We start from the raw sequence: 23,989 nt of genomic DNA on the forward strand, positions 1-23,989 counted from the left end.
GATATCTGACTACTCACAATCCATACAGGAATGATTCTGGTCTGCAATTTTTTCCACGCAAAAAATCATGCCGCACATGGCCATGCCGCACATCAGACCCATCATATTCATCTGTACTGATACGATCGCCGTTTTCTTGTTCATCCTGTTTCCTCCCGGGCGTTTGTACCGCCCCGGCTTTCTCTGGTAACTTTTCGTTACTCTGGATTTTACACCACATTTTCTGAATCGTCAATACTTTTTTACAAATTAACGTAATAGTTCAGCCATGCGGAGAACCAGATGGGAAAAAGCGTTGAAAACTTGTTTTCATAAGCGTTTTCCTGTCTGGTTCTCCGCATGGCTGAACTGTCACAAATTAACGCCGATAAACGTCTGCCCCAATGCGGTGTCCGGATCCAGTCCCCCTTCCGCCCCTATGACATAAAAAATCCGGCGGTACAAGGTCTCCCCGTATACCTCCGGATCTTTCTTATCGTTCTGTGCTCTTATTTTGCATAATCCGTTACTCTGGATTCCCGGATCACATTGACCTTGATCTGTCCCGGATATTCCAGCTCGGACTCCACCTTCTTAGAAATTTCTCTGGCCATCAGAACCATATCGTCATCGCTGACCTGTTCCGGTACGACCATGATACGTACCTCGCGTCCTGCCTGGATCGCAAAGGACTTATCCACTCCCTTGAAGGAATTGGTGATATCCTCCAGCTGCTTTAAGCGGTTGGTGTATGTTTCCAGCGTTTCTCTTCTGGCACCGGGTCTTGCGGCAGAGATCGTATCTGCTGCCTGGACGATACAGGAGATCAGGCTGGTGGGTTCCACATCGCCATGATGGGATTCCACTGCGTTGATGACCGTAGCCGACTCCTTATATTTCTTACAGAGCTCGGATCCCAGCTGTACATGGGAGCCCTCCATCTCATGATCGACAGATTTTCCAATGTCGTGTAATAAACCGGCACGCTTTGCCAGTCTCACATCCACGCCGATCTCAGAAGCCAGCAGACCGGAAAGCTGGGCAACCTCGATGGAATGCTTCAATGCATTCTGCCCATAGCTGGTCCTGAACTTCATCTTTCCAAGGAGCTTCACCAGCTCCGGATGGATTCCATGGATCCCCACCTCCAGGGCGGCTGCCTCTCCTTCTTCGCGCATCATGTTCTCGACTTCCTTCTGCGCTTTCTCCACCATTTCCTCGATCCTGGCCGGATGGATACGTCCATCCACGATCAGACGCTCCAGGGCGATCCTGGCAACTTCTCTGCGGACCGGATCAAAGCCGGACAGTACGACGGCCTCCGGAGTATCGTCGATGATCAGCTCAACGCCGGTCATGGTCTCCAGAGTACGGATATTCCGTCCCTCTCTTCCGATGATGCGTCCCTTCATCTCATCACTGGGGAGCTGTACCACAGAAACTGTGGTCTCTGCCACATGGTCAGCCGCACATCTCTGGATGGCTGTGACCACATACTCCCTGGCCTTTTTGTCTGCTTCTTCCTTTGCCCTGGCTTCCAGCTCCTTGATGAGCTTGGCAGTGTCGTGCTTCACATCCGCTTCCACAGACTTCAGAAGATACTCTTTTGCCTGATCAGAAGTAAGACCGGAGATCTTTTCCAGCTCCTCCTGCTCTTTCGCAAACAGTTCCTCCACTTCGGCAGTGCGTTTCTTTAAAGAGTCCTCTCTGGACACCAGGCTGGACTCTTTCCGTTCCATTGCCTCTGCTTTTTTATCCAGATTTTCCTCTTTGCTGAGTACGCGGCGCTCATAGCGCTGAATCTCTGCCCTTCGTTCCCTGGTTTCCTTCTCCAGCTCATTTTTTGCCTTCAAATTCTCTTCCTTGGCTTCCAGGAGAGCTTCTTTTTTCTTCGTCTCTGCGACCTTCAATGCTTCATCTATTATTTCTCTGGACTTTTCCTCTGCGCTTCCGATCTTGCTCTCATAGCTTTTCTTCCGGTAAGCCACAGCTGCAAGCCAGGTAATAGGAGCCACAATAACCGCTGCGATCAACGCGCTTATTATTGGTGACACAGGAGCACCTCCTTTATTTAGTTTTCATTGTACAACACTTCAATTTTAAACTGTTTTATACATTATGTCAAGTATATTGCTTTCAATCTCTGTTTTTCCGTGCATAATTAATCATAGCCCTCTGGATGGCCTCATAAGCGAAGCCCTTTCGGGCCAGATAGGCGGAGATTTTCTGTTTTTCCTCCCTTTCGGCTTCCTCTCCCCGGTAGCCCTTCTTTTCCAGGAGCCTTAGGATCTGCTCCTCCTCGTCCACAGGATTTTCCTCAAAGGCCGCATTTAACGTCTCCTCATCGATCCCCTTCTGACGCAGCTCAAAGACCATCTGCTTCCTGCTTTTCTTCCTCTGGTTCCGCTCTATATAACGGGCTGCATATTCTCCATCGTCCAGATACCGGTGCGCCTTCACAAAACGGATGGCAGAATCAACAGAAGCCGGCAGAAATCCCTGTTCTGCCAGCTTCTTACGCAGTTCCCACTCGGTCTTACTGGAAAACTGGAGATAGTAGACGGCCTTGTTCCTGGCCTCTTTTTCATCCCCGGCATTCCCAGACTGTAAGGACGGTTCCTCCAACCCGGATACGCCTTCCAGCTTCCATTCCTTCATTATCTCTCCGCCTCTTCCTTTTCCATTCCAGCGGTCATATTTCCAGCATCTGCCGGCGCGACGCTCTCTCCGGCCGCCTCACCAGACGGTTCTCCGGCCGCCACATGCTGGGCCTCCAGGCCGTGGAGCTCTCTCACCTGGTTTTCGATCTCCTCGCAGATCAGCGGATTCTGGGCCAGGTACTGCTTGGCATTCTCCCGGCCCTGACCGATCTTTGCGCCCTTATAGGCGTACCAGGAGCCGCTCTTTTCCACGATATTGGCATCTGCCGCCAGATCCAGCACATCGCCTTCTCTGGAGATCCCTTTGCCGAACATAATATCAAATTCAGCCTCCTTAAACGGCGGTGCGATCTTATTCTTTACTACCTTTACCCGCACATGGTTTCCGATCACCTCACCGCTCTGCTTTAAGGACTCGGTCCTTCTCACATCCAGACGGACGGAGGAGTAGAACTTCAGCGCACGGCCGCCGGTGGTGGTTTCCGGATTTCCGAACATCACGCCTACCTTTTCACGGAGCTGGTTGATAAAGATCACGATACAGTTGGTCCGGCTGATCACTGCTGTCAGCTTTCTGAGGGCCTGGGACATGAGCCGGGCCTGAAGGCCCACATGGGAATCTCCCATATCGCCGTCGATCTCCGCCTTGGGCACCAGGGCTGCCACTGAGTCCACGATCACGATATCCACCGCTCCGGAACGCACCATCGTCTCTGTGATCTCCAGGGCCTGCTCTCCATTATCCGGCTGGGAAATATACAGGTTATCGATATCCACGCCGATGTTCTTCGCGTAAACGGGATCCAGGGCATGCTCCGCATCGATAAAGCCGGCGATCCCTCCCCGCTTCTGTACCTCCGCCACCATATGAAGGGCAACGGTGGTCTTACCGCTGGACTCCGGGCCGTAGACCTCGATCACACGTCCCTTGGGAACGCCTCCCAGTCCCAGGGCAATATCCAGGCTTAAGGAACCGGTGGGCACCGTCTCGATATTCATATTTGCGCCGGAGTCTCCCAGCTTCATCACAGATCCCTTTCCATAGGCCTTCTCGATCTGGGTCAGGGCCGCGTCCAGGGCTTTCAATTTATCTTCTTTATTCATATTCATCCTCCAAATGCGAACAAATGTTCTGTTATATTCCAATCATAATATACTTCCAGGAAAAAGTCAACGATTTCTTCGGGAAACTTTGGCGGAACCGCCGGAAAACATAAGGCCGGGTGAGTGAGAAAGCCGGGACCTTTCAGATCTCTGGTCTGGCTTTATCATACCCGGCTTTTCCACCGCCGTCAATGGGCAAAAGCCACAAAAAACAGGAGGCTGGTTTTACACTCCAGGCCTTTTCCCGGAAGGATACAACCAGAAAAGGGGAGGCCCGGAAGGCATCCCCAAAATCCATCGTCTGTTTATTTTAAGCATTCTCTGCCCGTTCTTCCATCTGCTGCTTCAGGGCATCCGAAAATTCCACCCGGATCTCCGTCCCCTTCCCAGCCTGGCTCTCCAGGGAGATGGATGCGCCGTGCTGGGCCACGATATGCTTTACAATGGCAAGACCCAGTCCCGTTCCTCCAGTGGCCTTGGAACGGCTCTTATCCACCCGGTAGAACCGTTCAAACACCCGGTCCTGGTGCTCCGTGGGGATCCCGATCCCCGTGTCCTTAATGGAAAGGAACACATGGCCGTCTTTTTCATCCACCGTGACCGTCACAGAGCCGCCCCGGTTATTATACCGGATGGCATTGTCGCACAGATTATATAGGAGCTCCTCCATGAGCTGACGATCCGCATACACCGTACATGGCTTTCCGCAGAGCTTCATGGTCACGTTCTGCTTTCTGGCGTTCATCTTCAGCATATCCACACATTCAGCCGCCAGCTTATACAGATCAATATCCGCATACTCGCTGTGATTCTTCCCTCCGTCCAGCTGGGAAAGCTGGATGATATCGTTGATCAGGGATAAAAGCCGCACGGAATTTTTATGGATCTCCCCGGCAAACCGCTTGGAATTCTCCGCATCCGCCATGCCGTGCTCGATCAGCTCCGCGTACCCGGAAATGGCAGTCAGCGGCGTCTTCAGCTCGTGGGACACGTTGGCTGTGAACTCCTGGCGCATCTGGGCGCTTTTTATGATGTCGTCGTGCTGCTGCCGGATGGTGGCCACAAAGGGCTCCAGCTCCCTGTATACCACCTCCTGGCCAGGATCGGAAATATTCCTGGCCATTTCTTCAATGGGCCCCACCAGGGTCTTTGTAAAATAATTGGACAGAAATATACTGAGGACAAACAGCACCAGGGACACCTCCAGCACCGTGGGCAGCATATTCTGGAATACCGCAAAAAAGCTGTCTGCCTCCCTGGAGATCCTTAAGACATTTCCGTTTTCCATACGGACGGCATAATAAAACAGGTTCTTGTCCATGGTCTCTGAGCGCCGGCTGCCGCTTCCCTCCCCTGCTTCCAGAGCCGTCCGGATCTCAGGCCGGTCCTCATGGTTTTCCATGGCCGCCGCATCGGCGCTGCTGTCAAACAGGACGTCTCCTCCGGGGCTCACCACTGTGATCCGCAGGTCCTCGCTGCTGATGGAGCCGTTTTTCTCTGCCATCCTGGAAATATCGTCAAAAACGCCCATGTTCTTCATGACCCGTGCATCGGTCTCCAGATCCCGGATGATCTGGGACCGGAACAGCCCGTAAAACACAAACATGGCAAAGGTCAGCGTCAGGAGGATGGCTAACCCTGACGTAACCAGAAGCTCAATATGGATTCTCCGTTTCATCTCATCCCGCCTATTCGATCATATAGCCTACGTTCCGCACAGTCCGGATCATGGTCCCGGCATCCCCCAGCTTCTGCCTGAGGGTCCGGATATGCATGTCCAGGGTCCTGGATTCTCCCTCGAAGTCAATGCCCCAGACACGCTCCAGGATGATCTCCCGGGTCACCACGATTCCGGCATTGTGGAGCAGCAGCTTTAAGAGCTCATACTCCTTGAACGTCAGGCTGCAAGGCTGGTCCTTTACATATACCATATGCTTTTCGTCGTCCAGGAACACATCTCCCAGGCTTAAGAACTTCTCCTCCTCCATGGTCCTGCGGAGCACCGCCTTGACCCTGGCGATCAGCTCCATAACGCCGAAGGGCTTTGTCAGGTAATCATCGGCGCCCACATCCAGGCCCTTGACCTTGTCGATCTCTGTGGTCTTGGCCGTGACCATGATCACCGGGAGCTTCTTGGTCTCGGGCCGTCTCCGGAGCTTTCCGACGATCTCAAGGCCATCCTCGTCCGGCAGCATGATATCCAGAAGGACCAGATCTGGCTGCCGCTCATCCAGCTTCTTATAAAAATCGCGGGCACATTCAAAGCCGTCCACCTGGTAGCCGCTGTTTTTTAAGGCAAACATCTCGATCTCCAGAATATTCTTATCATCTTCCACTGCATAGATCAGCGCCATATCCGCTCTCCTCCTGTCCTTTCCGGATAAAGATCCGCCGCCTGGCAGAAACTGCATAGGCGGCTTTCTCTTTTACGCCGGAAGCGTATATTTCTTTCTGTAACTTTCCACCATTCCCTGGAACCGGGGATCGTCGTCCCGCTTTAAGTTTTCCAGATAACCGTGGGCATCGAAGCCATCCCGGTCGATCTCAATGACACTGATGGCGATATTGGAGCAGTGGTCGGACACACGCTCTAAGTTGGTGGAGATATCCGACAGAACGAAGCCCTGCTCGATGGTACATTTTCCCTTCTGGAGACGCTTGATGTGGTTGGCCTTCACACAGGTGTTCAGATCGTCGATGACCTCCTCAAGCGGCTCCACCAGGGAAGCCTTCTTTACATCGTTGTTCTCGAAGGCCGTAACAGAAAGATCCAGGATCTCTGTAACGGCATTTAAAAATACCTTTAATTCCTCCTCTGCCTTTTTGGAGAATTCCATATTTTTATCGTGCATCTCCTTGGCCGCTGTCATTAAGTTCATGGCATGGTCGGAGATTCTCTCAAAGTCTCCGATGCAGTGAAGGAGCAGGGAGACCGTATGGCTGTCGTTCTTGGAAAGCTGCTGGCTTCCCACCTTTACCATATAGGTCCCCAGATGGTCCTCGTACTTATCCACCAGGTCCTCGATGGCAGCCACCTGGTCGGCCTTTTCCTGGTCATAGGAATCCAGGAGCTCCATGGCCTTTAAAAAGCCCTCCCTGGCAGTCTGGGCCATATGGGTGGTCACAAGACGGCACTGCTCTACGGCATAGCCGGGAGTCTCCAGGAAACGGGGATCCAGAAGGCGGAACTCCTCTTCCCCGGCGGCGATGCCTGCCGCCAGCTCCTTTTCCTGCTCGTCCGGGATCGTTAAGGTCGCTAACTTCACAAGCACCTTGGAAAATGGCAGAAGCAGGATCGTGGATGCCACGTTAAAGGCGCTGTGGACCACAGCGATGCCCATGGCACTAGCCGCTCCGTCCAGGAAATCAAAGTGTATAAAGCCGTTGACCGTGTAGAATACGATCATAAACACAGCCGTTCCGATGATGTTGAAATACAGGTGTACCAGTGCAGCCCGTCTTGCGTTCTTGCTGGCTCCGATACCAGAGATCATGGCAGTCACACAGGTACCGATATTCTGTCCCATGATGATGGGAATGGCGCTTCCAAAGCTTACGGCTCCAGTGGCGCAGAGGGCCTGCAGGATACCGACGGATGCAGAAGAACTCTGGATGATGGCAGTAAGGACCGCTCCTGCGATCATTCCCAGGATCGGGTTGGAGAACATTGTCAGGAGCCCGGTGAATTCCGGCACATCCGCCAGGGGCTTCACCGCGTCGCTCATGGTCTCCATACCAAACATCAGAATGGCAAAGCCGATCATAATGGTTCCCAGGTTCTTTTTCTTCTCATTTTTCGTGAACATGATGAAGATCATGCCGATCAGTGCCAGAACCGGGGAGAAGGACGACGGCTTTAACAGCTGTACAAAAAAGTTCCCGCTTTCGATTCCCGTAAGGCTTAAGAGCCAGGACGTCACGGTAGTACCGATGTTGGCTCCCATGATGATGCCCACAGCCTGGGTCAGCTTCATAATTCCAGAGTTTACAAAGCCGACGACCATAACAGTAGTGGCTGAAGACGACTGGATCACAGCCGTAACGCCGGCGCCCAGAAGTACTGCCTTAATGGGGTTGGATGTGAGCTTTTCCAGGATCCGCTCCAGGCGGCCGCCGGACAGCTTTTCAAGTCCCTGGCCCATGGTATCCATTCCGTACAGGAACAGCGCCAGACCTCCGATCATTGATAAAAGTCCAAAAAAATCCATACCTTCCTCCGTAAAATACACATAGTCATGCGATTATTTTCTACATATCATGGACAGGATATCATCAGTATGTAAAATATCCGCCGCGCCTATGTAAAATCCATGTAAATTTTCGCATGTTTCCCGCTTATTTGCAACCCCTTTTCCACTTTTCCCGGAAACGCACGGCTTTTTTGTGGTTTTCCACAAAAAACACAGCAGAATACCCAAAAGAAACGGGGACTGCCGAAGCAGCCCCCGCCCATATTTTATGGAACGCCGCAGAAAAAGCCGCCTGGGACTCCATTTCCTTTGCAGCGTCCGGATGTTCTATCTCAAAAGCCGTTCCACGTCCAGGAGCCCCCAGCCCTGCTGGTTTTTTGGAAGGCCCATGTCCCGGCATGTTTCCATCAGCCTCAGCTTTACGTCCCGGTTGGTCATGTCCGGGTATTTTTCCAGAAGAAGGGCAATGGCCCCGGAAACGATGGGGGTGCTCATGGAGGTCCCGCTTTTTATGGTGTACTTATCCCTCAGACTGGCGCAGCTGGCTACGCTGCAGCCCGGAGCCACCAGGTCCGGCTTGCAGACCGCCGCCATGGTGGGACCGCGGCCGGAATAATCCACCATCCGGTTCTTTCCCACCAGCACCTCCATGTGGTCGTCGGAGCAGCCCACAGTGATCACCTTCCGGCTGATCCCAGGCGTGGTGACGCTTAAGGGAGCCGGGCCGTTATTCCCGGCGGCCACCACCACCACAAGCCCGGCATCCCAGGCCCGGTTGACGCCTTTTACCAGAGCCGAATCCTCGCTCATCCCCCTCTTTCCATAGGAACCCACGGAAATATTCACGATCCGGATCCCCAGCCGGTCCTTCCGGTCCAGGATCCAGCCGATCCCGGCCAGAACGTCGGCGGCAGAGCCGTTCCCCTTCCGGTCCAGGACCTTGACAGCCGCCAGGGTACAGCCTGGGGCCATGCCCTGATACCTTCCGTCGGAAACGGCCCCGCTGCCCCCGATGATCCCGCAGATATGGGTCCCATGGCCGCAGTCGTCATAGGGACCGGGCCGGTGGTTCACCACATCTGCAAAGCCCGAGATCCGGTCCTCAAAATCCCTGTGGGGATATGCCCCTGTATCCAGCACCGCCACGCAGACGCCCCTCCCCGTAAGCCCCAGGGTATAGGCGTCCCGGCAGCGGATCTGTTCCTTTACACGATTCACATATGATTTCCTCGGAGTCCTTTTATAAATAGGATATTCCAGGGAAAGCGTTTTGCCCATCCGGCGTTTTTTCCAGATATTTCAAATCTTAAGAAAATCTTCATAATTCATTCAAAGAATATACAATCATTTTCCAACATAACGTGCTATACTTTAACCATAAGAAATGCACGATACAAATTTTAAATCCTTTATCCTAAAAACCTTTTTGAAATCGAAATCCTAAATGACAAATCCCCGCTGCGATACAAGCGGGGTTTTCTCATGTCTAAGCCCCGGCAGCCGAAAACGGCAGCCGGGGCTCTCTTTTGTCTCTATCCTCTTAAACTACTCCACATCCTTTAATAACCCGCAGAAATCAAAGGTTGCAAAGTAATCCTTTGGTGTCTCCGCGCGGCGGATCATGCGGACGCTTCCGTCCTCCTGTAAAAGAAGCTCTGCGCTCCTAAGCTTTCCATTATAATTATACCCCATGGAAAAGCCGTGGGCTCCGGTGTCGTGGATGAACAGGAGATCTCCCATCTGGATCTCTGGCAGCATCCGGTCCACCGCAAACTTATCGTTGTTCTCGCAGAGGGAGCCGGTCACATCATACTTATGGTCGCAGGGGGCGTTCTCCTTTCCCATGACCGTAATATGGTGGTAAGCGCCGTACATGGCCGGGCGCATCAGGTTCACCGCACAGGCGTCCACGCCGATATATTCCTTATAGGTATGCTTTTCGTGGATGGCCCGGGTCACTAAGGCTCCGTAGGGCCCCAGCATAAAGCGGCCCAGCTCTGTGAAAATAGCCACGTCTCCCATGCCGGCCGGGACCAGAACCTCCTCGTAAACCTTTCTCACCCCGTCTCCGATGACGCGGATATCGTTGGGCTCCTGGTCCGGGCGGTATGGAATGCCAATGCCGCCGGAAAGATTGATAAAGGCAATGTGGACGCCTGCGGCGTTTTTCACACGGACTGCCAGTTCAAACAGGATCTTAGCCAGAAGCGGATAATATTCGTTGGTAACGGTATTGCTGGCCAGGAACGCATGGATCCCGAAGTGCTTTACTCCCTTATCCTTTAAGATCCGGAAGGCCTCCGTCAGCTGCTCCTCTGTCATTCCATACTTGGAATCTCCCGGATTGTCCATGATATCGTTGGAGATCCGGAACAGGCCGCCGGGATTAAACCGGCAGCTCATGGTCTCCGGAAACGTATCCAGGACCTTTTCCACACAGGCGATATGGGTAAAATCGTCCAGATTGATGATGGCCCCCAGCTCATCCGCCATTTTAAATTCCTCCGGCGGCGTATCATTGGAGGAAAACATGATGTCGTGGCCCGTAAAGCCACAGGCCTTCGACAGCATCAGCTCTGTCTCGGAAGAGCAGTCGGTGCCGCAGCCCATGTCCTGAAGGATCTTTAAAATAAACGGGTTCGGTGTGGCCTTTACGGCAAAATATTCTTTAAAGCCCGGATTCCAGGAAAATGCCTCCTTAAGAGCCCTGGCGTTTTCCCGGATCCCCTTTTCATCGTAAAGATGAAAGGGCGTGGGATATTCTTTTGCGATCTCTTCCAGCTTTTCCCTGGTCGCAAATGGTTTCTTTTCCATATCAATATACTCCTTTGTTTATGGCAGACCGCCCCCTCTGGATCAGTCTACGGTTACGACCCGCATGATATTGGTGGATGTGGCCGGTTCATGTCTGCGGGAATGGCTCACGACTCCGGCAGTTACCACCGCCAGGTCACCCTCCTTCACAAGTCTCTCTGCCTTTAAGGCGTCGATGGAATTCATGATCAGGGTATCCGTGGACTCTGCTCTCTTTGCCTGGAACGGATGTACGCCCCAATAAAGCTGCATTCTGCGGACTGTATCAATGCTGGGGGACATGCCCGCCACCATCGTTGCCGGATGCCACTTGGAAAGCATCCGGGCCGTGTAGCCGCTGATGCTGGGAGCAATGATGACCTTCGCCCCCAGAGCCCGGGCCGTGGATACGGAGGAATAGCAGACCGCATTGGAAATGCTGTGGCTGTTGTCGTCAGATACCCGTCTTCTTTTATAGAAGGAATCGTCCAGGTGGGACTCGGTCTCCTCTACGATGTGGACCATCATCTTCAAAGCCTCCACCGGATATTTTCCGTTGGCGGTCTCACCGGAAAGCATTACCACATCGGTGCCGTCGTAGACTGCGTTGGCCACGTCTGTCACCTCCGCACGGGTTGGACGGGGATTCCGGATCATGGAATCCAGCATCTGGGTGGCTGTGATGACCACCTTGCATGCCTCACTGCACTTTTCGATCATCATTTTCTGGAGATGGGGCAGCTTCTCCGGCGGGATCTCCACGCCCAGGTCGCCCCGGGCCACCATGATGCCGTCGCTCTCTTCAATGATATCATCCAGATTTTCCAGCCCTTCCTCATTTTCGATCTTGGCGATGATGCCCATGGAGGAGCCGCCCTCGGCCAGGATCTCCCGGATCTCCCGGATGGCGTCCGCCGAGCGGATAAAGGAGGCGGCAATATAATCAAAGCCCATCTCCATCCCAAAACGGATATCGTCCTTGTCTTTTTCTGTCAGGGCCGGAAGCTTGATCTTTACGCCTGGCACGTTGACGCCCTTTCTCTCGCCCAGCTCGCCGCCATTTACCACCAGACAGACGATCCTGGGACCCTGGACCTCCCTCACATGCAGCTCGATCAGGCCGTCGTCAATGAGGATCCGGTCTCCCGCCTTCACATCTCCGTTCAGGCCGTCGTAATTGATATGGACCATGGTCTCATCCCCCACGACCTCTTCTGTGGTAAGGGTAAATTCCTGGCCTTCCTTTAAGGTGATCTTATTTCCGTCCTTCAAAATGCCAGTACGGATCTCCGGGCCCTTGGTGTCCAGCAGCGCCGCCACCGGGATCCCTGTTTCCTCCGCCACCTGACGGAGCTGGAGATATCTTTTTTTGTGCTCCTCATGGTTTCCGTGGGAAAAATTGAACCGTGCCACGTCCATTCCATTTAACACCAACTGTTTCATGACCTCCCGGTCATCGCTGTTCGGTCCCATGGTACAAATGATCTTTGTTTTTTTCATTCTGGCGCTTTGCCTCCTATGATGTCTTCTGCCGCGGATCCATTCCGCCCTTTGTCACATGCTTATGGGTGTAGAGATGGTCCTGGCAGTATTCGTAATCCCCCTCACATTTTGAGCAGAAGCGGAATACCAGCTCGGGATCGTCCAGATCCGTGCGGCCGCAGACGGCACAGCGGTGACGGCCATTCTGCTTCGCTTCCCTGACCGTCTGGGTGACCTGGGATCTGAACTGCTGTTTTCTCTTTATTTCCTTCGGGTTGTATCTCCCGCTTCTGGACATGACAAAATACAGGATAAAATTCAATAAGGACATGACGATGGCGATCCGGGATGCCATTCCGCCAAAGATCATTCCGTAAAGGAAGTAAGCCCCGTCAAACAGAGCCAGCCATTTGGCCTTAATGGGGATCACAAAAAACAGTAAGAACTGGGCGTCCGGGAACGTGGCCGCATAGGCAAAGAATAAGGAAAAATTCAGATATTCTGCCGTCAGCGGGTAGATCCTGCCGGTGAGCGCATAAATAAGGATGGGCGCCAGCACATGGCCGATGATCCCCATAAAAAAGTATACGTTGAACCGGAAGGAGCCCCACACGGCCTCCAGGGTCCGGCCCAGGTTATAATAACAGTAAATGACCAGCACGTTTAAAAACAGGTCGCCCGACAGGGGCCACATAAGGAAGGTCACGATCCGCCAGATCTGGCCGTGGAGGATCGCCCTGGCGTCCAGCATCAGATACTCAAAGTAAAGCTCCGGGGCCCGCCAGCAGACCAGCGCTCCCACGGCGTAGAGGATCACCACATAATTCATCAGATTGGGGACCGCATACCGCCCCAGCTTCCGTTCCATCTTGTTCAGCCATTGATTCATTCTAAATTTCCTTTCCCACCCAATAGATCCTTTTCTTATTTTGATTGCTATTATAATTCGCCCCCCTTCCTTTTGTCAAATCCTTTAGGCGCGGCCTCCTGTTCTTTCCATCCTTAACGGTTTTTTAGCGTTTTTTGTCAACATATTGGGAATTGTGTCTATTGTTTTCCCCGCTGAAATTATGATATACTGTAACTATCCAGCGCCCTCGCGCGGCAGGTCCGTTTTACCATTTTTTCCGGTATTCCGGCTCCTGCGGGCGGCTCTGGCGCAGTCCGGAGGGGCTTCCGGACGTTCTTTCTATAATAAAATAAACATAAGATATTTTACGGCAGAGGGGAGCGATCCTCTCTGCTGTCAGATTAAGGAGGATAGGGGATTTCCCCGCTCACATGAATCAAACATTCCGTCTTGGGATCGATATCGGTTCCACCACCGTAAAGACTGCTGTCATTGACAATGACAATCAGATACTTTTTGCAGATTATGAGCGCCATTACGCCAATATCCAGGAGACCCTGGCCGCGCTCTTAAAAAAGGCCCGCGAAAGGCTGGGAGAGCTCCAGGTCAGCGCCAGCATCACCGGCTCCGGCGGACTGGCCCTTTCCGGTCATCTGAATATTCCTTTTACCCAGGAGGTCGTGGCTGTTGCCACGGCCTTACAGGATTATGCGCCCGATACCGACGTGGCCATTGAGCTGGGCGGGGAAGACGCAAAGATCATCTACTTCTCCGGCGGCATCGACCAGAGGATGAACGGCATCTGTGCCGGAGGGACCGGCTCCTTCATCGATCAGATGGCCTCCCTTTTACAGACCGACGCCGCAGGCCTCAACGAATACGCCAAAAATTACAAGGCCATCTATCCCATTGCGGCCCGGTGCGGTGTATTTGCAAAATCCGATATCCAGCCTCTGATCAACGAGGGGGCCACCCGGGAGGACCTGGCGGCCTCCATCTTCCAGGCCGTGGTAAACCAGACCATCAGCGGCCTGGCCTGCGGAAAACCCATCCGCGGCAACGTGGCCTTCCTGGGCGGCCCGCTCCACTTCCTTTCCGAGCTCCGGGAGGCCTTTATCCGGACTCTGAATTTAAAGGGCGACGCCATCATCGCCCCGGACCACTCCCACCTGTTCGCAGCCGTAGGAGCGGCCATGAATGCCCTGGAAACCATGGCTCTTTCCCTGGATCAGCTCATCTCCGACCTTTCCGGCGGGATCAAAATGGACTTCGAGGTAAAGCGGATGGACCCCTTATTTAAGGATGAGGCCGACTACCAGGAATTCCTGGACCGCCATAACCAGTATAAGGTAAAACGCGGAGACCTGGCCTCCTATTCCGGCAGATGCTACCTGGGCATCGATGCCGGCTCCACCACCACCAAAGTAGCTCTGGTGGGCGAGGACGGTTCTCTGCTTTACCATTTTTACAGCAGCAACAACGGAAGCCCCCTGGCCACAGCCATCGCTTCCATAAAAGAGATCAAAGCCCTGCTGCCGGAAACGGCAAAGATCGCCTATTCCTGCTCCACCGGCTACGGAGAGGCCCTTTTAAAGGCGGCCTTTCTCCTGGACGAGGGCGAGGTGGAGACCATCTCCCATTACTATGCCGCAGCCTTCTTCGATCCGGAGGTGGACTGTATCCTGGACATCGGCGGCCAGGACATGAAATGCATCCGCATCAAAGACGGAACCGTGGACAGCGTCCAGCTCAACGAAGCCTGTTCCTCCGGCTGCGGCTCCTTCATCGAGACCTTTGCCAGATCCTTAAATTACAGCGTGGTGGATTTCGCAAAGGAGGCGCTGTTTGCCCAGAATCCCATTGATCTTGGAACCCGGTGCACGGTCTTTATGAATTCCAACGTAAAGCAGGCCCAGAAGGAGGGCGCGTCTGTGGCCGATATCTCCGCAGGCCTGGCCTACTCGGTGATCCGCAACGCCTTATTTAAGGTCATCAAGATCACCACCGCCTCAGACCTGGGAAAAAATGTGGTGGTACAGGGCGGTACCTTCTACAACGATGCCGTACTGCGGAGCTTTGAAAAGATCTCCGGCGGCAACGCCATCCGGCCGGATATTGCCGGGATCATGGGCGCCTTCGGCGCTGCGCTGATCGCCAGGGAACGGTATAACCTCCACCCAAAGGAGACCTCCATGCTTTCTCTGGACCGGATCATCGGCCTTACCTACACCACCACCATGAGCCGGTGCCGCGGCTGCGTCAACCACTGTGTCCTGACCATCAACCGCTTTGAGGGAGGAAGACAGTATATCTCCGGCAACCGCTGCGAGCGGGGCCTGGGTGTTGAAAAAGCCAAACGGGATATCCCGAATCTTTATACCTATAAATATCACCGGATCTTCGATTACGAGCCTCTGGCAGCCCACAAGGCCTTCCGCGGCCCTGTGGGGATCCCGCGGGTGCTGAACATGTACGAGGACTTCCCCTTCTGGGCTGTGTTCTTTAAGGAACTGGGCTTCCAGGTGATCCTGTCCCCCCAGTCCAGCCGCCAGATCTATGAGCTGGGGATCGAGACCATTCCCAGCGAGTCCGAATGCTATCCGGCGAAGCTGTCCCATGGCCACGTGGAATGGCTCATAAAAAAGGGCGTCCCCTTTATTTTCTATCCCTGCATCCCTTATGAAAGGAATGAGGTGGCCGGGGCCGGGAACCACTACAACTGCCCCATCGTCACCTCCTACGCGGAAAATATCAAAAACAATATGGAGGGCCTGGAGGAAAACCACATCCGGTTCATGAACCCCTTTATGGCCTTCACAGACGAAAAGACCCTTACAAAGCAGCTGGTACAGGAATTTAAGCATGAATTCCAGATCCCCGAGCATGAGGTCCGGTCTGCGGCCCATAAGGCCTGGGAAGAGCTTTCCAGGGCCCGCGCTGATGTGGAGAAAAAGGGTGAGGAGGTGCTTTCCTATTTAGAGGAGACCGGAAAGCACGGCATCGTTCTGGCCGGACGGCCCTACCACATCGATCCGGAGATCAACCACGGGATCGCAGATCTGATCACCTCATACGGATTTCCGGTGCTGACCGAGGATTCCATTTCCCATCTGGCAGAGGTGGAGCGGCCGCTGATCGTCACCGACCAGTGGATGTACCATTCCAGGCTTTATGCCGCAGCCTCCTTTGTAAAGACCCGGGATAACCTGGATCTGATCCAGCTGAACTCCTTTGGCTGCGGCCTGGACGCCGTCACCACGGACCAGGTCAGTGATATTCTCACCAGCGCCGGGAAGATCTATACAGTCCTGAAGATCGATGAGGTCAATAACCTGGGAGCTGCCAGGATCCGGATCCGCTCCCTGATCTCCGCCCTGCGGGTAAGAGAGGAACGGCGCTACACCAGAAACATCGTGTCCAGCGCCTACAACCGGGTAGTCTTCACAAAGGAAATGCGGAAGACCTATACCCTTCTCTGCCCCCAGATGTCGCCCATCCACTTCGATCTGCTGGAGCCGGCCATCCGCAGCTTCGGCTATAACCTGGTGGTTCTCCAGAACGACGACAAAACTGCCGTAGATACGGGGCTGCGCTTTGTCAATAACGATGCCTGCTACCCGTCCCTGATCGTCATCGGCCAGATCATGGACGCCCTCCTGTCAGGGAAATACGACCTGGACCACACAGCAGTGGTCATGACCCAGACCGGCGGCGGCTGCCGGGCCTCCAACTACATCGGCTTCATCCGCCGTGCCCTGGAAAAGGCAGGGATGCCCCAGATCCCGGTGATCTCCATCAATGCCAACGGCATGGAGTCCAACCCGGGCTTCACCCTGACGGCTCCCCTGATCGCCAAGGCCATGCAGGCCGTGGTCTACGGAGACGTGTTCATGCGTGTGCTGTACGCCACCAGGCCCTATGAAAAGGTGCCCGGCTCTGCCAACGCCCTGCATGAAAAATGGAAAAAGATCTGTATACGCGAGCTTTCCGGCCCCTCCCTGGGCATGATGAACTTCACAAAGAACATCCGCGGCATCATCCGCGATTTCGACAGCCTGGAGCGGCTGGACATCCAAAAGCCCCGGGTGGGGATCGTGGGAGAGATCCTGGTGAAATTCTCTCCCACTGCCAACAACCACATCGTGGAGCTTCTGGAATCCGAAGGGGCTGAGGCCGTGATGCCGGATCTCATGGACTTTTTGCTGTACTGCTTCTACAACAGCAATTTCAAGGCCAGTCATCTGGGGGCGAAGCACTCCACCGCCTGGCTCTGCAATACGGCGATCTCCCTTCTGGAGTATTTCCGCAAGTCGGCGCGGATCGCCCTGGAAAAGAGCGTCCACTTCACGCCGCCCACAAAGATCAAATACCTGGCGTCCATGGCCAGCGGCTTCGTCTCCCTGGGAAACCAGACCGGCGAAGGCTGGTTCCTGACCGGGGAAATGTTGGAGCTCATCAAGGGCGGCACCAGGAACATCGTCTGCGTCCAGCCCTTTGGCTGCCTGCCCAACCATATCGTTGGAAAGGGCGTCATCAAGGAGCTGCGCCGCCAGCATCCGGAAGCCAACATCATTGCCGTGGACTATGATCCCGGAGCCAGCGAGGTAAACCAGCTGAACCGGATCAAGCTGATGTTGGCTACTGCCCATAAAAACCTGGATCATGAGCCCTGCGAAGCTGAGAAGCTGGCAGCGGTCACAAAGGAACGGCTGGAGGAGCTCAACGCCCGCCAGGTCAAGGGATTGCAGGTTTAGGACTGTTTTTAGCAAAATTTTCCAAAAAGTTTGCTGAAATTTTATCAATTTTTCAATTCGTACCCTTGATTTTTTTCCTTCCCAGGGGTAGAATACTGAATAACAAAGAGGCAGACAAAAACTGCACTGGTATTCAAAACAAAATAGCGAATAAGGGAGTAGTTGACACCCCGGTGTGACAGGATCAACACACATGGCCGACCGGCCTGGTCCTGTTTTGATACGGCTCAGGCCTGGATTTCTCCGTCTGATCCGTTTCATGAAAACAACGAGACTTATCCAAAGGGATCTCTCTGAGGATAAGTCTTATTTTTTTCCCGTTTTCCGGGCATACTATCTTCCGGATAAGGAGGCAACGTGAAAGAATATCTGGAAAATTATGAAGAAGTGCTGAAGGCACAGAATTCCTCCGACCAGGGTCTTTCCACCGGCGAGGCTGAAAAAAGACTCGCCCAGTACGGAAAGAACAAGCTGAAGGAGGCAAAAAAGGATTCCATTCTGAAGCGGTTCTTAAAAGAGCTCTCGGATCCCATGATCCTGATCCTCATCGCCGCCGCCATTATTTCCGGCATCACGGCGTTCTATCAGGGCGAATCCTTTGCAGACGTGATCATTATCATCGCTGTGGTGATCATCAACGCCGTTCTCGGCGTAGTACAGGAAGGAAAGGCAGAAGCGGCCATCGCAGCCCTTCAGGAGATCGCAGCCGCATCCAGTAAGGTCCTCCGTGACGGAAAGATCGTCACCTTAAAGAGCGAGGATCTGGTTCCCGGCGATATCGTAGTCCTGGAGGCCGGAGATGCGGTTCCTGCCGACGGCCGTATCATTGAAAGTGCCAGCATGAAGATCGAGGAGGCCGCCCTCACCGGCGAGTCCGTTCCGGTCAATAAGGCCGCCGAGCTTCTTTCCCTGGGCGGACAGAAGGATATCCCCCTGGGCGACAGAAAGAACATGGTCTACATGGGCTCCACTGTGGTATACGGACGAGGAAAGGCTGTCCTCACCGGCACTGGCATGGACACAGAAATGGGTAAGATCGCCTCTGCCCTGGCCCAGGCCAAGGATGAGGAGACCCCCCTCCAGTTAAAGCTAAACCAGCTCAGCAAGATCCTGACCGTACTGGTCCTGGGCATCTGCGCCGTGATCTTTGCCGTAGGCCTCATGCGCTCCGGCTTCAATGGCAGCTCCATCTTAAATTCCTTTATGGTAGCCGTATCCCTGGCTGTGGCAGCGATCCCCGAGGGCCTCGCCGCTGTGGTCACCATCGTACTTTCCATCGGCGTTACCAATATGTCCAAACGAAACGCCATCATCCGCAAGCTGACGGCTGTGGAGACCTTAGGCTGTACCCAGATCATCTGCTCGGATAAGACTGGTACACTGACCCAGAACCGGATGACCGTGGTGGATCATGTGGCTGACGATGAAAAGGAGCTGGAAACGGCCATGGCTCTCTGCTCCGATTCCGAATGGGATGCCGAAGCAAACCAGGCCATCGGAGAACCTACGGAATGCGCCCTGGTCAATGACGCCGCCAAAAACGGACTCTTAAAGCCTGAGCTGAAGGCCGCATGGCCCCGGGCAGGCGAGGCTCCCTTTGATTCCATGCGGAAAATGATGTCCACGGTCCATAAGGCTGCCGACGGAACCATCATCCAGTACACCAAGGGCGCTCCCGACGAGGTATTAAAACGCTGTACCAGAGCCATGGTAAACGGCTCCGCAGTGGAAATGACCGATGAGATCCGCGCCTCTATCCTGGCCGCCAATAAATCCATGGCCGACCGCGCCCTCCGTGTCCTCTGCGCTGCAAAAAGAAACTGGTCCTCCATGCCGGAAAGCACAGAACCGGAATTCCTGGAGCAGGATCTGACTTACGTCGGCCTCTCCGGCATGATCGATCCCGTGCGTCCGGAAGTGAAGACCGCCATTGCAGAATGCCGGGAAGCCGGGATCCGTCCCATTATGATCACCGGAGACCACAAGGATACTGCCGTAGCCATCGGAATGGAGCTGGGGATCATTACCTCCCCGGACCAGGCCATCACAGGCGCGCAGCTGGACGATCTGAGCGACGAGGAATTCGCCCGCCGGATCACCGAATTTTCCGTTTATGCCCGTGTTCAGCCAGAGCATAAGGTCCGCATCGTCAACGGCTGGAAGGCCCGCGGAAAGATCACAGCCATGACCGGAGACGGCGTCAACGATGCGCCGTCCATCAAGAGCGCCGACATCGGCGTCGGCATGGGCATCACTGGAACCGACGTTACAAAGAATGTGGCCGATATGGTGCTGGCGGACGATAACTTTGCCACCATCGTCTCCGCCGTTGAAGAGGGCCGCCGGATCTATGCCAATATCCGGAAGGCCATCCAGTTCCTTTTAGCCTCCAACCTGGCTGAGGTCCTGGCCATCTTCTTCTCCACCCTCATTGGCTTTACGATCCTGAAACCCGTCCATCTTTTATGGATCAACCTGATCACCGACTGCTTCCCGGCTCTGGCTCTGGGTATGGAAAAGAGCGAATCCGATATCATGAAGCAGAAGCCCAGGGATCCCAAGGAGGGGATCTTCGCCGGAGGCATGGGCTTTGACGTGTTCTTCCAGGGCTTTATCGTAACCGTTCTGGTCATGGTCTCCTATCTGGTGGGCCATTATGTGGAAAGCGGTGTCTGGGAATTCGTCAACAGCCCAGACGGAACCACCATGGCATTCCTGACCCTGTCCATGGTTGAGATCTTCCACTCCCTGAACATGAGAAGCCGCCGCGGCTCCATCTTTACCTTAAAGACCCGCAACAACTTCCTGTTCGGCGCAATGGTCGTTTCCCTGATCCTGACCACCGCCGTCATCGAGGTTCCGTTCTTAGCCGCTGCCTTTGAGTTCACACCCATCGGCCTTCACGAATACGCCATCGCCCTGGGACTGGCCGTACTCATCATTCCCATCATGGAAGTGGTGAAAGCGGTACAGAGGAAGCTGGGGAAATAAAACGAAGGTCCCTTGAGACCGGGGAGAGTCTTTATGGCTTCTCCCGGTTCCCAAGGGACCTTTTCCTGTCTTATTCTATTTCTATCAGTCTTTCAAATGCCTCTTATAAAACACATAAAACGTCGCCGACGTACAGACCGCCGCAAGGATATCCGACACGGGCTCTGCAAAGAAAATAGAAAATACCTCCGCCGGATATTCCACCAGCCCCGCGATCTCCTCTGCCATGGCCGCCGCAAAGGGCAGCTTTCCCACAGTCACAGGGAATATGTAGATCAGCGGTGCCAGAAGGATGACCTTCCTTAAGCAGGCCAGGATCAGAGAGATCTTTGCCTGTCCCAGGGACATGAAGGACTGCTGGCAGCTGATCTGGGCCCCGAAGATCGCTCCGCCCGCCAGATAAATAGGAAGCGCCCAAGCGCTGAAATGGAGGAGCGACGGGTCGTTGCTGAAGATCCCGGCAAAGGGGCCTGGGAAGATCATCATAAGGCCTGTGAGGGTCGTAGCAAATACCAGGCACAGCACATGGCTGATCTTACAGGCCTTCCGCACCCGGGCCAGATTTCCGGCTCCGTAATTGTAGCTGATAATGGGCTGGGCCCCCTGGCAGAAGCCCTGGGTGGGCAGGGTCACAAACTGCCACAGGCTGAACATGATGGCCACAGTGCCCACGGCCATAGTTCCGCCGTATTTGGAAAGCTGATTGTTAAAGGAGATCTGGATCAGGCTTTCTGTAATGCTCATGGTAAAGGGCGATACGCCCAGAGCCATGATGGGCAGGAGCACCTTCTTCTTCACCTTGAAAAATTCCGGCCGCATCTTTAACAGGCTCTTTTTTCCAAATAAAAAAGAAAGGGCCCAGATACAGGAGATCCCCTGGGCGATGATGGTGGCGATGGCCGCACCCTTGACGCCCATATGAAGGTAGTTGATGAAAAACGCATCAAAGATAATGTTTAAAATGGCTCCGATCAGTACCGTGCACATGCCGGTGCGGGCGAAGCCCTGGGTCGTAATGTAAGAATTCATGCCCAGGGAGATCATCACGAAAACCGTTCCCAGGGCATAGATGGACACATAATCACAGGCCATGTCCAGGGTGGTGGGATCTGCGCCGAAAAGCGTTAAAATGGGTCTTTGGAAAACCAGGATCACCACCGTAAGGATCACTCCCACAGTGATCAGGGAGGCGAAGCTTACCCCCAGGATCTCCTCCGCCCCCCTCTGGTCCTTCTTTCCCATTTTAATGGCGCATAAGGGTGCGCCGCCGATCCCCACTAATCTTGTGAACGCAGTGATACAGGTGATCAGCGGAAGAGACACGCTTAAGGCCGCCATGGCCGTTGTGCCATTTTCGATCCTTCCGATGAACATCCGGTCCACCATGTTATATAAGATCCCCACCAGCTGGGCGATGATGGAGGGGATGGAAAGTGAAAGCATCAGTTTCCATATGTTCCCCGTTTCCAGCCTGCTGTTTCCGTTATTTTCTGTCTTTCCCTGCTGTTCCATATCCGCCGCCTCTTATTTACTGCTTTTCGTGGGTCCTGTGCATGGAGAAGGACTCCATATCATAATTCTTTAAGTTCTCCCATACGCCTCTCTCATCGGCCTTTCCGATCAGAGCGTCCCGGTCCTTCTTAAAGGTCGTCTCCTGCTTTAAGTTGCTGGGGCCGCCTACACAGCCGCCCTGGCACATCATGCCCTCAATAAAGTCCTCGGGAAGTCTTCCCACCTTCATAAGGAGAAGAGCCTTCTTCACATCGGCCGGGCCGCTGCATCTTGCTACCTTGATATCGGTGCTCTCTCCCTGCTCCTTTAAGCACTGGATCACCGCATTGGTAACGCCGCCGCCGTTTCCGAACCGCTTACCGAACACGCTGGCTTCCTGATCCTTATACTCCTCCGGCTCCAGCTCCACGTCCTTGGCCCGCATCAGTTCAATGGCCTCTCCGAAGGTCAGGACAAAGTCTGCGTTTCCTTCCACGCTCTTATCGGCTGCCTCGGCCTTTTTCGCCATACACGGCCCGATGAACACGGTAACAGTCTCCGGATCTTTGGCCTTTAACATCCTGGACACGGCACACATGGGGGAAACCGTGGTGGACAGGTTATCGATCAGAGTGGGATAATGTTTTTTGATCAGGTTCACAAAAGCCGGACAGCAGGAGGTGGTCATCTTCTTTCCTTCCTTATACGCCTCTGCCCACTCCATGGCCTCGTAAGCGGCTGTCATGTCTCCGCCGGCGGCAACCTCCACCATATCTGCAAAGCCGACCTTCTTAAGGGCCGTTCTCCAGCTTCCCATGGTAATATCGGCTCCAAACTCACCCTCTGCGGCGGGGGCCACCATGGCAACTACCTTCTTTCCAGCCTTAAGGGCGTTGATGACCTGGACGATAAACACCTTGGAGGTGATGGCTCCGAAGGGACAGCTCCTCACGCAGGCTCCGCACTGGATGCATTTCTTCTCGTCGATCTGGCAGATACCTGTATCCAGATCCATGGTGATGGCGTCCACAGGACATGCGCGGCGGCAGGGACGGATCAGCTCCGCAATGGCGTTGTACGGACATGCCTGGGCGCATTTTCCGCATTCCTTACATTTATCCGGATCGATATGGGCCCGGTCACGGCCGATGGAGATGGCTCCAAAATTACATGCATTCTGGCAGGCCTTACCCATACATTTCTGGCAGTTGTCTGTCACCACGAACCGGGTGATCGGACACTCCTCGCAGGCAGAGGGGATCACCTGGATCATATTGTCGCTATGCTTTCCGCTGGGACATTTCCCCTCAGCCAGACGGACTCTCTGGCGGATGATCTCTCTTTCTTTATATACACAGCAGCGGAACTGGGCTTTCGGTCCCGGGATCAGCTTAAAGGGGATCTCATCCCTCTTTTCATCCAGTTCTCCGGAAAAGGCCAGCTTTGCTACCTCATGCAGAACGTTATACTTGATCTTTAACAATGCCTCGTCATTGGTCCTCATACTTGATTCCTCCTGATATCCTTCTGAAATCTTTCCTTAATCCTATACCGTTCTATATTATCGCATATCCGGACGGTCTCCGCAATATGAAACCTGTATAATTTTTAACGGGATTTCACTGTTTTTCTTTATTTTATTAAGAGACCGTATAATTTCTGCCGCCGCTTTGACAAACCCTGGCCCGTGTGATA

General features: G+C 53.9%; 15 protein-coding genes. 2 read left to right on the forward strand and 13 right to left on the reverse strand.

Features of this window, described 5'->3' with window-relative positions; translation table 11 throughout:
* Positions 1-9: 9 nt before the first annotated feature.
* The 11 genes from WIH05_RS06520 to WIH05_RS06570 all read right to left on the reverse strand — a co-directional run bounded on the left by WIH05_RS06520 (position 10) and on the right by WIH05_RS06570 (position 13,097).
* Positions 10-144: a hypothetical protein gene (locus WIH05_RS06520; protein ID WP_022272990.1), complete on the reverse strand. Its 135-nt coding sequence runs from the start codon at positions 142-144 to the stop codon at positions 10-12.
* A gap of 344 nt (positions 145-488) precedes the next feature.
* Positions 489-2,033 (reverse strand): ribonuclease Y, encoded by a 1,545-nt coding sequence (rny, locus tag WIH05_RS06525; protein WP_022272991.1) that lies wholly within the window; start codon positions 2,031-2,033, stop codon positions 489-491.
* Between the two features lie 82 nt (positions 2,034-2,115).
* Positions 2,116-2,637, reverse strand: coding sequence for a regulatory protein RecX (locus WIH05_RS06530; RefSeq protein WP_022272992.1), 522 nt, complete (start codon positions 2,635-2,637; stop codon positions 2,116-2,118).
* Positions 2,637-3,743 carry a recombinase RecA gene (gene recA / locus WIH05_RS06535; RefSeq protein ID WP_215654128.1) on the reverse strand — a complete coding sequence of 369 codons (1,107 nt, stop codon included), beginning with the start codon at positions 3,741-3,743 and terminating at the stop codon, positions 2,637-2,639. Before recA ends, WIH05_RS06530 begins: the two co-directional genes overlap by 1 nt.
* A 310-nt stretch (positions 3,744-4,053) precedes the next feature.
* Entirely contained in the window at positions 4,054-5,421 is a 1,368-nt protein-coding gene (locus tag WIH05_RS06540; RefSeq protein ID WP_215654137.1) for an ATP-binding protein, read from the reverse strand.
* A gap of 10 nt (positions 5,422-5,431) precedes the next feature.
* Positions 5,432-6,097: a response regulator transcription factor gene (locus tag WIH05_RS06545; protein WP_022272994.1), complete on the reverse strand. Its 666-nt coding sequence runs from the start codon at positions 6,095-6,097 to the stop codon at positions 5,432-5,434.
* Positions 6,098-6,169: 72 nt separating this feature from the next.
* Positions 6,170-7,951, reverse strand: coding sequence for a Na/Pi cotransporter family protein (locus WIH05_RS06550; RefSeq protein WP_215654138.1), 1,782 nt, complete (start codon positions 7,949-7,951; stop codon positions 6,170-6,172).
* Between the two features lie 309 nt (positions 7,952-8,260).
* Positions 8,261-9,151, reverse strand: coding sequence for a S8 family peptidase (locus tag WIH05_RS06555; protein ID WP_215654140.1), 891 nt, complete (start codon positions 9,149-9,151; stop codon positions 8,261-8,263).
* 327 nt (positions 9,152-9,478) lie between these two features.
* The gene (locus WIH05_RS06560; protein WP_158358824.1) at positions 9,479-10,747 is read right to left on the reverse strand and encodes a diaminopimelate decarboxylase; all 1,269 of its coding nucleotides are present in this window, start codon (positions 10,745-10,747) and stop codon (positions 9,479-9,481) included.
* A gap of 42 nt (positions 10,748-10,789) precedes the next feature.
* Positions 10,790-12,226 carry a pyruvate kinase gene (gene pyk, locus WIH05_RS06565; protein WP_337425149.1) on the reverse strand — a complete coding sequence of 479 codons (1,437 nt, stop codon included), beginning with the start codon at positions 12,224-12,226 and terminating at the stop codon, positions 10,790-10,792.
* A 16-nt stretch (positions 12,227-12,242) separates the two neighbouring features.
* Positions 12,243-13,097, reverse strand: coding sequence for a hypothetical protein (locus WIH05_RS06570; protein WP_337425150.1), 855 nt, complete (start codon positions 13,095-13,097; stop codon positions 12,243-12,245).
* Between the two features lie 392 nt (positions 13,098-13,489).
* On the opposite strand from WIH05_RS06570, the gene WIH05_RS06575 reads away from it, so the two are divergent.
* Entirely contained in the window at positions 13,490-17,812 is a 4,323-nt protein-coding gene (locus tag WIH05_RS06575) for an acyl-CoA dehydratase activase-related protein (protein WP_337425151.1), read from the forward strand.
* Between the two features lie 357 nt (positions 17,813-18,169).
* Positions 18,170-20,803: a cation-translocating P-type ATPase gene (locus tag WIH05_RS06580; RefSeq protein ID WP_022273002.1), complete on the forward strand. Its 2,634-nt coding sequence runs from the start codon at positions 18,170-18,172 to the stop codon at positions 20,801-20,803.
* A gap of 84 nt (positions 20,804-20,887) precedes the next feature.
* Here WIH05_RS06580 and WIH05_RS06585 read toward each other — a convergent pair whose 3' ends face one another.
* A complete protein-coding gene (locus WIH05_RS06585) occupies positions 20,888-22,315 on the reverse strand; it encodes an MATE family efflux transporter (protein WP_022273003.1) in 1,428 nt (475 codons plus the stop codon).
* Positions 22,316-22,331: 16 nt separating this feature from the next.
* On the reverse strand, positions 22,332-23,798 hold the full coding sequence (locus WIH05_RS06590) for a 4Fe-4S dicluster domain-containing protein (protein WP_022273004.1): 1,467 nt from the start codon (positions 23,796-23,798) through the stop codon (positions 22,332-22,334).
* Positions 23,799-23,989: the final 191 nt, after the last annotated feature.

It is taken from the genome of Alitiscatomonas sp., from assembly GCF_037242085.1.
In the GTDB taxonomy this organism is placed as follows: Bacteria; Bacillota; Clostridia; order Lachnospirales; family Lachnospiraceae; genus Alitiscatomonas; species Alitiscatomonas aceti.